The 13,060-nt window shown below is 67.0% G+C and carries 13 protein-coding genes; 6 read left to right on the top strand and 7 right to left on the bottom strand.

The window, feature by feature from the left end:
• Positions 1–24 precede the first annotated feature (24 nt).
• Together SB4_RS00060 and SB4_RS00055 are read right to left on the bottom strand one after the other, a co-directional pair.
• Positions 25–1,020, bottom strand: coding sequence for an Ldh family oxidoreductase (locus tag SB4_RS00060; RefSeq protein WP_193753705.1), 996 nt, complete (start codon positions 1,018–1,020; stop codon positions 25–27).
• Positions 1,021–1,031: 11 nt separating this feature from the next.
• On the bottom strand, positions 1,032–3,407 hold the full coding sequence (locus SB4_RS00055; protein WP_338112921.1) for a beta-L-arabinofuranosidase domain-containing protein: 2,376 nt from the start codon (positions 3,405–3,407) through the stop codon (positions 1,032–1,034).
• A 101-nt stretch (positions 3,408–3,508) separates the two neighbouring features.
• On the opposite strand from SB4_RS00055, the gene SB4_RS00050 reads away from it, so the two are divergent.
• A complete protein-coding gene (locus SB4_RS00050; protein WP_058750894.1) occupies positions 3,509–6,253 on the top strand; it encodes a DUF5695 domain-containing protein in 2,745 nt (914 codons plus the stop codon).
• Here SB4_RS00050 and SB4_RS00045 read toward each other — a convergent pair.
• Positions 6,199–6,666, bottom strand: a complete 468-nt coding sequence (locus SB4_RS00045; RefSeq protein ID WP_058750893.1) for a (deoxy)nucleoside triphosphate pyrophosphohydrolase — start codon at positions 6,664–6,666, stop codon at positions 6,199–6,201. The genes SB4_RS00050 and SB4_RS00045 overlap by 55 nt on opposite strands.
• A 40-nt stretch (positions 6,667–6,706) precedes the next feature.
• Between SB4_RS00045 and SB4_RS00040 the strand changes: the two genes are divergently transcribed.
• From SB4_RS00040 to SB4_RS00030, 3 genes are all read left to right on the top strand, one after another.
• Positions 6,707–6,892, top strand: coding sequence for a Flp family type IVb pilin (locus SB4_RS00040; protein WP_058750892.1), 186 nt, complete (start codon positions 6,707–6,709; stop codon positions 6,890–6,892).
• A gap of 125 nt (positions 6,893–7,017) precedes the next feature.
• Complete coding sequence (locus tag SB4_RS00035) at positions 7,018–7,188, top strand: Flp family type IVb pilin (RefSeq protein WP_058750891.1); 171 nt, start codon at positions 7,018–7,020, stop codon at positions 7,186–7,188.
• Between the two features lie 202 nt (positions 7,189–7,390).
• The gene (locus SB4_RS00030; RefSeq protein ID WP_058750890.1) at positions 7,391–7,561 is read left to right on the top strand and encodes a Flp family type IVb pilin; all 171 of its coding nucleotides are present in this window, start codon (positions 7,391–7,393) and stop codon (positions 7,559–7,561) included.
• A gap of 67 nt (positions 7,562–7,628) precedes the next feature.
• On the opposite strand, the gene SB4_RS00025 is transcribed toward SB4_RS00030, so the two are convergent.
• The 4 genes from SB4_RS00025 to SB4_RS20475 are packed head-to-tail and all read right to left on the bottom strand — an operon-like array spanning position 7,629 to position 11,431.
• Positions 7,629–8,579, bottom strand: coding sequence for an acetyl-CoA carboxylase carboxyltransferase subunit alpha (locus SB4_RS00025; protein WP_058750889.1), 951 nt, complete (start codon positions 8,577–8,579; stop codon positions 7,629–7,631).
• An 11-nt stretch (positions 8,580–8,590) separates the two neighbouring features.
• The gene (locus SB4_RS00020) at positions 8,591–9,490 is read right to left on the bottom strand and encodes a tyrosine-type recombinase/integrase (RefSeq protein ID WP_058750888.1); all 900 of its coding nucleotides are present in this window, start codon (positions 9,488–9,490) and stop codon (positions 8,591–8,593) included.
• Positions 9,487–11,250, bottom strand: coding sequence for a hypothetical protein (locus SB4_RS00015; RefSeq protein WP_241488423.1), 1,764 nt, complete (start codon positions 11,248–11,250; stop codon positions 9,487–9,489). The genes SB4_RS00020 and SB4_RS00015 overlap by 4 nt, the downstream gene beginning before the upstream one ends.
• A gap of 46 nt (positions 11,251–11,296) precedes the next feature.
• On the bottom strand, positions 11,297–11,431 hold the full coding sequence (locus SB4_RS20475) for a hypothetical protein (RefSeq protein WP_257575576.1): 135 nt from the start codon (positions 11,429–11,431) through the stop codon (positions 11,297–11,299).
• Positions 11,432–11,512: 81 nt separating this feature from the next.
• On the opposite strand from SB4_RS20475, the gene SB4_RS00010 reads away from it, so the two are divergent.
• A complete protein-coding gene (locus tag SB4_RS00010) occupies positions 11,513–12,055 on the top strand; it encodes a shikimate kinase (RefSeq protein ID WP_058716841.1) in 543 nt (180 codons plus the stop codon).
• On the top strand, positions 12,052–13,060 hold a 1,009-nt coding region (gene aroB, locus SB4_RS00005; RefSeq protein ID WP_058750887.1), incomplete at its 3' end, for a 3-dehydroquinate synthase. The genes SB4_RS00010 and aroB, both read left to right, overlap by 4 nt.

Here is a 13,060-nt window from a genome sequence, read left to right as displayed (position 1 = left end):
GTCATGCCCTTGCCCCTCATCTGCTCAACCGTTCAATGCCATCACGTCGCGGTACAGGTCCGCCGAAATGGTCACGCCTTGCGCCAGCGAAACCTCTCGCGCGGCATAGCGACGGGCGGAGGGCAGCCGAGCCCCCTGCCCCGTGATCGCGCCGAACATCGCCTCGGCCCGCGCCTGATGTTCGGGAAGAAGATCACCCAGGAAACCCTTGGGATCGATCGCGATAATCAGCTCGCCACCCAAAGGAGAGCCACCCCGCCCGGCATCCCACTCGATCGATTCGCGGCTGGTCATGTCACCGATCAGCGGCCCGGCTAGCAGTTCGACCATCGCCGCCAGCGCCGATCCCTTGTGTCCGCCAAACGTCCGCATCGCGCCTGACAGGATCGCCGCCGGATCGGTGGTCGGCTTCCCATCCGCATCGACACCCCAGTCGTCGGGCACATTCTTGCCCGCGCGGCGGTGCAATTCGATCTCGCCGCGCGCGACCATGCTGGTGGCGAAGTCGAAGACGAAGGGTGGGCCGTCGGGGCGCGGCCAGCCAAAGGCGATCGGGTTGGTCCCGAATACCGGTTCCGCCCCGCCCGATGGCGCGACCCAGGCATGGCTGGGCGTGAAGGCCAGCGCGACGAGGCCCGCCTCCGCCAGTTCCTCGACCTCGGGCCAGAGCGCCGCGAAATGGACGACGTTGTTCAGCGCCAGCGCAGCGATGCCATTGGTCTTCGCCTTTTCGATCAGCAGCGGCTTGCCGGTCTGGAAGGCCAGCTGCGCGAAGCCACCGCCGCCATCGACGCGGACCAGCGCGCGCCCCGGTTCGGACAGGATCGGCTCGGCATCGGGTACGACCACGCCCTTGTTGATGCTGGAGACCGCGACCAGCAGGCGGTAGATGCCATGCGAGGTGCAGCCGTCCCGCTCGCCCGCGACCATCGTCTCGGCCACCGCCTCGGCATGCGGTGCGGCGAGTCCTGCGCCCAGCAGCTTGGCCCGCGCCAGTTCGCGCAACTCGTCCAGAGTCATGGCGATACCGGTCACGCTGTCGCTCCCGGCTTGGCGGCGAACAGCCGCATGCCAAAGATCGGCCCCGCCGAGCTGCCGTCATGCGGAACCACGCGGATGCGCACGCTCTTCTTCCCCGCCGTCAGCGCGGGCGGGAGCGGGTATTCGACGTCGAAGAACGCGCCCGGCTTGTCGTTTTCCAGATGCTGGGTCGCGATCTTCACATTGTCGACCAGGATGTCGAAGTCGCGCTTGCGCTCATCGCCCCAATAGGTGCCCTGCAGGATCATCGGCCCCGGGCGCACCGCCATGGTGAACTCGAAATAGCCGCCCGAGCGCGCATCCCGGCCCTGCTTGCCGCGATAGGAGACGGGATAGGAAATCTCCGAGGTCAGGGCGTGATCGCGTTCCGGCTGCATCTCGCCCAGATGCATGACGTCGACCGAGCGGGCGGCAATGTCGCGGGCACGCGCCTGATCGGCGAGGAAGGCCGCCTGCTTGGTCTTCCAGCCTGCTTCGGTAAAACGCTTGAAATAAACGGCGCTGCGCCGGTCATATTGGCTGAAAAAGGGGACGAAGGCGAAATCCGCCGGGCGGAACACGCCCTTGGTCGCATAGCGCGCCTGTGCGGCATCGGTCGCGGTGAAGCCGTTCAGCGGATGCGCGCCCACCAGCACCGGATCGGGCGAGTCCCACTTGTCGTCGCGACCGCCCAGATCGGCGGCCATCACCATCGGCCCGCGCACGACCGCCACCACACTGTCGTCGCCGGGCGTCGTCTCGACCCGCAGGTCGAGCGGCAGGCGGATGGAGACACTGTCCCCCGCCTTCCACCGCCGCTGCACGACCGCATAGCCACGCTCGAAAGTCGGCGTGACGGTCTGGCCGTTTACCTCGACCACCGCCTGTCCGTTGGCCCAGCCGGGCACCCGCAACGCCAGCGGGAAGCGCCCCGCCCGGTCGAGCCGGGTGAAGCGCAGCGTCGCCTGCCCGTCCATCGGATAGGCGGTGTCGAGCGTGACGATCGCGCCACGCTTCTCCCACCGCGCTTCGGCCGGGATGTAGAGATTGACGAAAAACGTATCGCCGCCCTGCCAGAAGATGGAATCGCCATGCTTGGCATGGGCCTCCATTCCCGACCCGACGCAGCACCAGAAGGCGTCGTCCTTGACCGTCGAATAGTCGCGCGCCGTGCCCGACATCAGCGGCGTCATATAGGTGAAGCCGCCATTGCCCGGATGCTGCGCCGCCATCGTATGGTTCAGGTGCGCCCGCTCGTAATAGTCGAACAGCTGACCATCGGGCTTCCAGCCAAAGAGATGCCGGGTCAGCTTCATCATATTATAGGTGTTGCAGTGCTCGCACGTCTGGTCGGTGACGTGCCGTGCAATGGTATCGGGTTCGGAGAAATATTCCCGGTCCGCATTGCCGCCGATGACATAGCTGTGATGACCCGTCACCGTATCCCAGAAGAAGCGCGCGCCCTTGGCGGGTTCGGGCTTGCCGGTGATCTCATGGATGCGCGCCAGGCCGATCAGCTTGGGCACCTGGGTATTGGCGTGGAAGTTGGCCAGCTTGTCCTGTCCCGCCACCAACGGATCGAGCACCTTGCGGTCATAAATGCGCTCGGCCAGCGCCAGCCACTGGCGGTCGCCGGTGCGCTGGTAGAGTTCGGCAAAGCTCTCGTTCAACCCGCCATATTCGCACCCCAACACCGTCTGCATCTGCGCATCGTCGAGGGCGGCGAACACCTTGGCGAAATAGCCGCCGAGCTTGACTGTGACGTCCAGCGCCTGCGCATTGCCCCAGCCGCCATGCACGTCGAGCAGCCCGGCGAACAGCTTGTGGACCGTGTAGAGAGGCGACCAAGAGCCGTTGAGATCGAAGCCCCCTGACTTGATCTTGCCCGCCATGATCTCGGGAAAGATCTCCTCGCCGTCGACGATCGTCCCGTCGGGCCGCTTGCGCCCCAGCGCGCCGACATAGCCGGTGCCGCGCTTCGCCTGCGCCTGCGCCAGTTCGCCGACAATATAGTCGGCCCGAGCGCGCATCTCCGGGTCGCCGGTCTGCTGCCAGGTCAGGACCAGCGCGGAAAGGTAGTGGCCCAGCGTGTGACCGGCGATGGTGTCGCTTTCCCAGCCGCCATAGATCGGGGCCTTGGGCTCCAGTCCAGCATAGGCGCGGAAATTGTGGAGCAGCCGGTCGGCGCTCAGGCGATGAAGATAGCCCCGGTTGGTCTCGACCGCCGTCGCGTAGATGGACGGGCGCAGCCGAACCGCCGACAGCGGCAAAGGCTCTGCAGTATCGGGGAGCAGCGATGCGCCCGCCGCCATCGCCTTGGGGGCCGCGCCGACCAGCGCCAGCGTGGCCGCGCCGCACATCCATTCGCGCCTACTGGTCTTCAGCATCTTGCTCTCCCGCTAATACTGTATACCAATATACCGCGATAGGGAGAGGGTCAATTGCGATGGTTTTCGTACTAGCCCTCCCGCCACCAGGGGGTTTGTAGATGCGTCTTAGCCTTGTCCGCCTCGTTCCGGCGACGCTCGCCACGCTGTCGATCCTGGCGGGCACGCCGAGTATCGGTGCTGCCCAGTCGAAGCGCGTGGCCCCTACTCCGGCCCGCGTGGCGCCCGGCCTGCGCGTCGGCCAGTTCACGCTGAGGCTCGATCCGGTAAGCCGGACGGCGCGCGGGCTGTCGCCGATCGGCGCCCCCGGCTTCGACTTCCTGCCCATCGGCCGGGCCAAGGAACGCGCTGGCAATGGCTACAACCATCTGGGCGACATCCATCTGCGGCTGCGCAGCGGCACCGGCGAGTGGCGCGATTACTCCTCGTCACGCGAGCGGCGGCCGGTGCGCGCCCTGCCCGCTCGCGGAAGCACGCTTGCCTCGGCCGATATCAGCGGGTCGATGGGGGCCAACCTGCCGCTGCGGATCGTGCGCGACTGGGTGAATGACAAGGGCGCTCCGGTGCTACGCTTCACCCTTACCAACACGTCCCGCGCGCCGGTCGAGATCGGGGGCTTGGGCATTCCGATGGTATTCGACAACATCATCACCGACCGTACGCTGGAACAGGCCCACGCCCAGGCGAGCTTCGCTGATCCCTATATCGGGCGCGATGCGGGGTATGTGCAGGTCACGCGGCTGAATGGGGCGGGCCCCGCGCTGCTCGTCCTGCCCGAGCGGAACACCCCGCTGGAGGCCTATGTCCCCATCCCGACGCTCCGCGAGACCAAGGGCCAGGCGGTGATCGTCGAGGCGAGTCCCCGCGCCCAGACGTCCGAGGGTTTCTACGACTGGACCATCGCCAGCGCCGCCTATGCCCAGAAGGAATGGGCCAAGGCGGGAGCGCCGTGGAACGAAGCGACCAGCTTCACCCTCGCGCCTGGCGAAAGTCGCCGGATCGGCCTGCGTCTGGTCGCCGCCCCCAGCATCCGTGCGATCGAGCCGACGCTGGCGGCGCAGGGTCGCCCCGTGGTGGTCGGCGTGCCCGGCTATGTCGTACCGACCGATCTCGAAGCGACGCTGTTCGTGCATGCGCCCTCGGCGATCACCGGCATCGCCAGCTATCCGGCGGGCGCACTCGACGTCACGCGGCAACAGGGCAAGCCCGGCTGGACCCGGTTGTCGGTGCGGGGACGCAACTGGGGGCGTGCGCGCCTGACCCTGACCTATGCCGATGGCAGCGTGCAGACGGTCCAGTATTTCGTCACCAAGCCGCTGGAGCAGACCATGGCCGATCTCGGCCGCTTCTCGACCACGAAGCAGTGGTTCGAGGGCAAGGGTGATCCCTTCGGCCGCTCGCCCGCCATCCTGACCTATGACCGCGAGGCGCAGAAGGTCGTCACCGCCGATCCCCGCGTCTGGATCTCGGGCATGAGCGACGAAGGCGGTGCGGGCAGTTGGGTCGCGGCGGTCATGAAGCAACTCGACAACCCGAACGCCGACGAGATCGCCCGCATCGAGCAGCTGGTCGACAAGACCGTCGTCGGCCGCCTTCAGGTCGCCGATGGCGACCATGCGGGCGGGGTGAAGAAAAGCCTGTTCTATTACGACCCGGCCGCCTTCCCCAATCTCTATCAACCCGCCAAGGACTGGCAGAGCTGGACCTCGTGGAAAAAGGATCAGGCGGACGATCTGGGCCGCGCCTACAACTACCCGCATGTCGCGGCGGGGCATTGGGTGCTCTATCGGATCGCGCGCAATCATCCTGGCATGACCCGCGTCCACGCCTGGGACTGGTATCTCGACCATGCGTATCAAACCATCGTCGCGATGATGCGCGACGCGCCGCATTATGCGCAATTCGGGTTGATGGAGGGCGATGTCTTCGTCGACATCCTGACCGACCTGAAGCGCGAGGGCTGGACCGCCAAAGCCGCCGAGGTCGAACGGCTGATGAAGGGCCGCGCCGACCATTGGCGCACGCTGCAATATCCGTTCGGCAGCGAGATGGCGTGGGACTCGACCGGCCAGGCGGAGGTCTATGCCTGGATGCGCTATTTCGGCTATGGTCCGCAGGCGGACGTCACGCGCGAGGTGATCCTGGGCTATGACCCGTCGATCCCGCACTGGGGCTATAACGGCAATGCCCGGCGTTACTGGGACTTCCTGTACGGCGGCAAATATCCGCGGCTGGAGCGGCAGATCCATCATTACGGATCGACGCTGAACGCTATCCCGCTGTTCGATTCGTTCCGACGCAAGCCCAGCGACCTGCACCTGCTGCGCGTCGCTTATGGCGGGTTGATGGGCGGCATCACCAATATCGACCAGGACGGCGCATCCTCCGCCGCCTTCCACAGCTGGCCCGACCGGATGCAGTGGGACCCGTATAGCGGCGACTATGGCATGGGCTTTTTCGGCCATGCCTATGCGGCGGCCACCTATGTCGTAAACGATCCGACGCTCGGCTGGCTCAGCTATGGCGGCAATCTGTCACTCGCCGACGGCCATGTCCGGGTCGTGCCCCGCGATGGCGCCCGCGCGCGGGTATTCGTCGCGCCGGTCGGGCTGTGGCTGACGTTGGAGGCGGGCAAGATCGCCGCGATCGATTACGACCCCGCCACCGGCAAGGTTCACCTGACCCTAGATCCCGCGACCGCCGCCACGCCCGCCGCCCGACTGTTCGTCGAGACGACGACAGCGGGCGGCCACACCTACATCCCCAATCGCGGGACTTTGGAACGCGGAGGCTACACCGTGCCGCTGTCGGCGTCGGTGACCGACATTTTGTTGTCGGCGAGGTAGGTCCGCAACTGGCGGACGAGCGGCCCGTCGGCGGGTGGCATGGGCCAGGCGCCAATCGCCGCCGGCTCGCACCAGATCAGCCCGTCCGCCTCCAACGCAACCGGCGTCCCCTGCCACGAGCGGATGACCCAGAGCAGCAGGAGCAGGTGGCGGCCGGGCAACACCTCGGTCGCGAAGCCCACCGGTTCGAGCGCGTCCGCCGTCACCATGATGCCGAGTTCCTCGCGCAGTTCACGGACCAGCGCATCTTCGGGGCTCTCGCCAGGCTCCAGCTTGCCGCCGGGAAACTCCCATAACCCGGCCAACGCCTTGCCGACCGGTCGCTGCTGCAGCAGGACCCGCCCCTCCCCATCGACCAGCGCCGCCGCGACGACTGGAAACAGACTTGCGGACCTATCGGCGATATCGACCATTTGTTAACCCTTATCCGATTATGTCGCAAACGTCATGAGAATGCCCCAGGCTTTCCGCGTCCTGCGCCATGTCCTCGCCGATACGCACGGCGCGTCGGCGGTGGAATATGGCCTGATCGTCACGGCCGTCATGGTGGCGATTTTCGCCGGATTGTCGCAGCTTGGGGTAAGCTTTCAAAGCCTGTTGACCTTCATCGCCGATCATCTCCGCCAGGCCAGCGGTTAAAAATCACTTTCCGCGCAGCGCATTAAATCTTCGTCAACCAGTGGCGGGGTAAAGCTCCGGCAGCTGAACCGGCGCTCCGGCTCAGCCGGGTGATCGACCAGATACTGCAATTAACGGAGACCGGAATGAAGACGCTTCGCAAGATGGTGAAGGACAACAAGGGTGCGACCGCCATTGAATATGGCCTGATCGCCGCCCTGATTGCCGTCGCCGCGATCGGCGCGATGTCCAGCCTGGGCACCCAGCTGAACACCACCTTCGGCAACATCTCGAGCAAGCTGAGGACGAACTCGTAAACGGTTCGTGGCAGAACAGGTGGCGCATCGTCGCCACCTGTTCGCGCTTCTCGGCATGATCGGCCAGCCCGTGCGCCACGCGACGGGCCTATGCGTCATTCGACGCTTCTACAGACCTGGTGCCGCACGGCGCACCGCTCGCTGGCACTGGCCAGCGTCCAGGTTCACCCAACCGGCTCCGGCTCTCGACCCGGAGATTGGTATGACTATGATCCGCAAGACCTTGCGCAACCGCAAGGGCGCGACCGCCATCGAATATGGCATGATCGCCGCCCTGATCGCTGTGGCGGCCATTGGCGCGATGAGCGCGCTCGGCACGCAGTTGAACACCACGTTCAACAACATCTCGACGAAGCTCAGCACCAACAGCTAAGCCCTAAACAGCTGCTAGCGACATTCGGGGCCGCCGACGGATATTCGTCAACGGCCCCGCTTATTCTTTAGAGGCGGCCCATCGCCAGGAACTTGGCTGCCCGGCCGCGCTTCAGCTCGTCACGGCCCAGGCCACTAAGATCGCCGAGCGCCTTTTGGATCGAATCGCCCAGATTGGCGATCGCACCCGCATGGTCGCGATGCGCGCCGCCGACCGGCTCGGTCACGATGGTGTCGATGATGCCGAAGCTCTTCAAATCCTGCGCGGTCACGCGCATCGCCTCGGCCGCTTCGGCGGCCTTGTCGGCGGTCCGCCACAGGATCGAGGCGCAGCCCTCGGGCGAAATCACCGAATAGACCGCGTGCTCGAACATCAGCACCCGGTTGCCCGCTGCCAGCGCCACCGCGCCGCCCGAGCCGCCTTCGCCGACGATCGCAGAGACGACCGGCACGCCCGCCGCCATACAGGCCTCTGTCGACCGCGCAATGGCTTCCGCCTGGCCACGCTCTTCGGCCTGGATGCCCGGAAATGCGCCCGACGTGTCGACCAGCGTCACGATCGGCAGGCCGAAACGGTCGGCGAGCTCGACCAGGCGAATCGCCTTGCGATAGCCCTCGGGCTTGCCCATGCCGAAATTGTGGCGGAGACGGCTGGCGGTATCCTCGCCCTTTTCATGGCCCAGTACCATCACGCGCTGACCACGGAACTGGGCGAAACCGCCCATGATCGCCTGGTCGTCGCCAAAGGCGCGGTCGCCCGCCAGCGGCACGAACTCGTCGAACAGCCCCGCGACATAATGCTTGAAGTGCGGGCGCTGCGGATGGCGGGCAACCTGCGTCTTCTGCCACGGGGTCAGCTTGGCGAAGGTGTCGCGCAGCAGCTTGTCGGACTTGGCCTGAAGCTTGGCGATCTCCGCGCCGATATCGACCGCCCCTTCGGCCGTCGTGTCGCGCAGTTCGTCGATCCGGCTCTGAAGCTCGGCGATCGGTTTCTCGAAATCGAGGAAGGTCGTTGACATGGGCCTAGCGCCTAAGGGCGCTTTGCCCGAAAATCAACGAGCGGGTGGCGCGTGTTGACCAGTTCGACCAGCTTCTGCGCCTCGACATGGGTATAGATTTCGGTCGTAGCGATATCGGCATGGCCCAGCATCGCCTGCACCGCGCGCAGATCGGCACCCCCGCCCAGCAGATGCGTGGCAAAGGCATGGCGCAACACATGCGGGCTGACCCGGTCGGGCGGAATGCCCGCCTCCGCCGCCAGCGCCTTGATCAATTGATAGAGTCGGATACGGGTCAGATGCTTCTTGCCGCCGGGAAACAGCCACGGCTTGTCGGCCGGGACATGGACCCGCCACGCCGCGACCGCCGCCCGCGCCCGGTCGGAGATCGGCACCATTCGCTCCGTACCGCCCTTGCCCTTCAGGATCAGGAAAGGCCGATCGGGATGCACCGCCCCTCTCGGCAAGGCGACCAGTTCGCTGGCCCGCAGGCCCGAGCCGTAGAGCAGTTCCACCAGGGCGGCCAAGCGCAGGTCGTTGGCGCTCGGATGCGCAGCCCCGGTTCGCTCGCCGATCGCGGCAAACAATCGGTCAATATCGGCATGGCTCAATATCTTGGGCAGTCGCCGCTTCGGACCGGGGCGGGGCAAGACCGACGACGGATCGTCGGCCCGCAACCCTTCTTCGTGCAGAAAGGCGTAGAAGCGCCGGAGCGCCGCCGCCTTGCGCGCCACGGTGGCATTGGCCAGCTCCGCCCAGCCATCGGCCAGCCCGCGCAACGCATCGGCATCGGCCTCGGCCAGTCCGCCCATCGCCTCCCCCGCCAGTCGCAGGTCGGAACGATAGGCGGCCAGCGTATTGCCCGCCGCGCCCGCCTCGGCCGCCATCATCTCCAGAAAGCGGTCGAGCAGCGCGCCATCGCGAACCGTCATGCGCGTGCGATGGCCTCCGCCGCGATCATCCGGGCCTCGGTATCCATGCCGACCGAGCGCAGCGCCTCCAGGATGCGATACAACCCCTGGGGCGGAACGCCACGCCAATCGCCGGTCTGCATCCCGATCGCGCAGAGCAGCACGACCATGCCCGGCTGCTCGTCGGCCACCGCCTGGTCGAGTGCTTCGGTCCAGGCGTTGCTCTGCCCGACCCGGACGTCGAGCGCTTCCGCGCCCTTTTCGATATCGGACCGCGACAGCCGACCGAGCCCGGCGAGCCCGGCAAAGAACAGGCGCTGCTTGAACGCATCGCCGCCGCCATAGCTGCTGACCTGATCGTAAGAGACCTGTCCCTGCCGGTCGGGATCGCTGAGCAGGATCATTGCCCAGCCGTCGCTTCCGGCCTTGACCGCATCGCGCCAACGCGCCGCGCTACGATCCAGACCAGCCGACAGCATCGAGGCGACCAGCCGGTCCGCTTCATTGCCATCCGCCACCACCGGCAGGCGCGCGACGGCGCGGGCCGTAAGGATCAGGCGAGCATAAGGCGTGCGCTCCGCCGATCCCCAGAGCGACCGGATCGCGGACAGCCGCTGTCCCTCGTCGCTGGCGGCATAGGCATTGCGCAGGTCGTTGCCGATGGCGGCCTGATCACGGCTCGCCTGATCGTCATCGGCCAGGCTCGAGTAGAAATCGACCAACGCGGCATTGGACAGCACGCCCATCGCCGCCGCCTGGTCGACCACCGCCGCCCGGTCCGTCGCGGCCACCGGCGCCGAGGTCGCCAGCCATCCACGCACCTGCGGTCCGACATAGGCCAGATAATCCGGCGGCACGGTCATCCCCGTCGCCGTCGCCAGGCCATAGCGCCAGGTGGTCAGGCGATCGGCGTCGCCCCATTCGATCGTCACCGCACGCCGCCCGGCGCTGGCGCCCATCAGCTTGTCGGCAAGCTTCATGTCGAACTCGTCGGCGATGCCCTGGCGACGGACCTGCCGCACCAGCGCCGTGCCGCGCGCGCCGTCACCCGCCAACGCCGCGCACCAGCCTTGCGCCACGCGATAACCGCCCAGCCCGGTCACGGCGGCCCCGCCATCGGCGAGCGGGCAGAGCCCGGCCGGATCGCTGGCGGCCAGCAGCGCGTTCATTGCGACCTGATAGAGCTTGGGCGTGTAGTTGCCCGGATCGACCGACTGGACGACCGCGCGGGCGACCTGCGCCTCGCCCATGCGCAGCAGCAACCACGCGCGTTCGGCGGCGAAGTCTGCGCCGTTCACGCCACGCGGCGTCGTCATGCGGCTCGCCAGCGTCCGCCGCAGCAGGATCGAGGCCCAGCGCGACGGCAGCGGCGCGGACAGTCGCCGCATCAGCGTCTCGGCGACGCGGCCATCGGCACCCGCGAAGACATTCTGGTCGAGCGCACCTTCGCCCGGTCCCGCCGGGCCGACTAGGGCCAGCGAACGCCGCGCCGAAGCGGGCAGCTCATATTCGGCCAGTTGCCGCGCACTCATCGTCGGGGTCGGCGACGGCGTGGGGCTCGGCGCCGGGCTGGCCAGCGATTCGATCAATGCGCCCACCGCATCGGCCGGCGTCGGCGTCGGCGCGGGAGCCACCACCGCGCCGGGGGCCGTCCGCACCGGCGTCGGCGTAGGGCGCGGCGTGGCCCGCCCGCTGGAGGGCGCGGAAGGCTGGCCGAAGCCGGGGGGAAGCAGCGATTCGGGCCGATCCTGTGCCGCGGCGATCGCGGCGGCCCCCACCATCAATAAGGCGACGGCCCGGGGAAGATGGCGAAAAGCGGCCGTCCGCTTATTGCAGGTTGCCAAGCGAAACCGCCTTTTCGACCTGGGTGGTCGGCCGTTCGGTCGCCCGGCCCGAGAGCAGGAACAGGCCCCCGACGACGATGACGAGGAGGACGATGAGCGAAACGACCATACGGGACATGAAACGCAAAACCTTATAATGGACCCGTGAAAGCCCGGCCGGTGTTGCCGGGCGCGCGCCCGCTGTATAGCGCAGAGTGCAATGTTGCAAAGCCACAACCCTGTAGATGCAAGCTGGAACGGGTCGCCCATCGTGCTCGTCGGTCTGATGGGCGTGGGCAAGTCGACCGTGGGACGCCGTCTGGCGAATCGGTTGCGGGTGCCCTTCGTCGATGCCGACACCGCGATCGAGGAAGCCGCCGGCATGAGCGTGACCGAAATCTTCGCCCAGTTCGGCGAACCCTATTTCCGCGATGGAGAGCGCCGGGTGATAGCCCGGCTGGTCGATGGCCGTCCCAAGGTGATCGCGACCGGCGGCGGGGCGTTCATCAACGACGACACGCGCGCCCTGATCCTGGAACAGGCGACCGCCATCTGGCTAAACGCCAGTCCCGAGGTGCTGGCCGAGCGGGTGAAGCGACGCGACACCCGGCCGCTGCTGCGCGGCAAGGACCCGTTGAAGGTGCTTCGCGAACTCTCCGAGAAGCGGAACCCGATCTACGCGCTCGCGCCCATCCACGTCTCCAGCAAGCGGGGCCCGCACGAGGCCACCGTCAACGCCATCCTGAAAGCCATCGGACGATGAAGACCGTCACCGTGTCGCTCGGCGACCGCAGCTACCCCATCCATATCGAGGGCGGCCTGCTGCCCCGTGCCGCCGAGCATCTTGCGCCCCTGTCGCGCGGGCGGCGCATGGCGATCGTGACCGACGAGAATGTCCGGCCGCATCTGGAGGTGCTGCAGGCGAGCTTGCGCGCGGCGGGCGTCGAGAGCGAGGCGATTGTCCTGCCGCCCGGCGAGAAGACCAAAAGCTGGGCGAAGCTGGAGCATGTTTGCGACCGGCTGCTCGAACTGGGCGTCGAGCGCGCGGATCATGTCATTGCTCTCGGCGGCGGGGTGATCGGCGATCTGGTCGGTTTTGCCTGCTCGATCGTCAAGCGCGGTTGCCGCTTCGTCCAGATCCCGACGACTCTCTTGTCGCAGGTCGACTCGTCGGTCGGTGGAAAGACCGCGATCAATGCGCGCGCGGGCAAGAACCTGATCGGCGCCTTCCACCAGCCTGCCATGGTGCTGATCGACCCGGACGTGCTCGACACGCTGCCCACTCGGCAGGTCCGTGCGGGTTATGCCGAGGTGGTGAAGTACGGCCTGATCGACGACTTCGCCTTTTTCGAATGGTGCGAGAGCAACGCCGCCGCCCTGCTGGCTGGGGATGCCGAGGCCCGCGTCCACGCCATCGCCCATTCGGTCGCCGCCAAGGCGCGGATCGTCGCTGCGGACGAGCATGAAACCAACGGCATCCGCGCGCTGCTGAACCTGGGCCATACTTTCGGCCACGCGCTGGAGGCGGAGGCGGGCTTCTCCGACCGGCTGCTTCACGGCGAGGGGGTGGCGGCGGGCTGTGCGCTGGCGTTCCGCTATTCGGCACGCCAGGGGATTTGCGAACGGCAGGATGCCGAGCGGGTCGCCGCGCATCTCCGCGCCGTCGGCCTGCCCGATGGTCTCGCCGCCGCCGGGATCAATGCGTCGTCCGCGACGTTGGTCGAGCATATGAAGCACGACAAGAAGATGGCGGCGGGCACCCTGCCCT

The sequence above is a fragment of the Sphingomonas sanguinis genome, assembly GCF_001476905.1.
In the GTDB taxonomy this organism is placed as follows: Bacteria; Pseudomonadota; Alphaproteobacteria; order Sphingomonadales; family Sphingomonadaceae; genus Sphingomonas; species Sphingomonas sanguinis_B.
The sequence above is the reverse complement of the archived record's forward strand: the minus strand, read 5'-3'. Positions and strand labels throughout refer to the sequence as shown.

Coding starts and splice junctions, on each gene's coding strand:
- SB4_RS00060 (WP_193753705.1), bottom strand. CDS start 1,020: ATGACTCTGGACGAGTTGCGCGAACTGGCGCGGGCCAAGCTGCTGGGC.
- SB4_RS00055 (WP_338112921.1), bottom strand. CDS start 3,407: ATGCTGAAGACCAGTAGGCGCGAATGGATGTGCGGCGCGGCCACGCTG.
- SB4_RS00050 (WP_058750894.1), top strand. CDS start 3,509: ATGCGTCTTAGCCTTGTCCGCCTCGTTCCGGCGACGCTCGCCACGCTG.
- SB4_RS00045 (WP_058750893.1), bottom strand. CDS start 6,666: ATGGTCGATATCGCCGATAGGTCCGCAAGTCTGTTTCCAGTCGTCGCG.
- SB4_RS00040 (WP_058750892.1), top strand. CDS start 6,707: ATGCCCCAGGCTTTCCGCGTCCTGCGCCATGTCCTCGCCGATACGCAC.
- SB4_RS00035 (WP_058750891.1), top strand. CDS start 7,018: ATGAAGACGCTTCGCAAGATGGTGAAGGACAACAAGGGTGCGACCGCC.
- SB4_RS00030 (WP_058750890.1), top strand. CDS start 7,391: ATGACTATGATCCGCAAGACCTTGCGCAACCGCAAGGGCGCGACCGCC.
- SB4_RS00025 (WP_058750889.1), bottom strand. CDS start 8,579: ATGTCAACGACCTTCCTCGATTTCGAGAAACCGATCGCCGAGCTTCAG.
- SB4_RS00020 (WP_058750888.1), bottom strand. CDS start 9,490: ATGACGGTTCGCGATGGCGCGCTGCTCGACCGCTTTCTGGAGATGATG.
- SB4_RS00015 (WP_241488423.1), bottom strand. CDS start 11,250: ATGGTGGGGGCCGCCGCGATCGCCGCGGCACAGGATCGGCCCGAATCG.
- SB4_RS20475 (WP_257575576.1), bottom strand. CDS start 11,431: ATGTCCCGTATGGTCGTTTCGCTCATCGTCCTCCTCGTCATCGTCGTC.
- SB4_RS00010 (WP_058716841.1), top strand. CDS start 11,513: ATGTTGCAAAGCCACAACCCTGTAGATGCAAGCTGGAACGGGTCGCCC.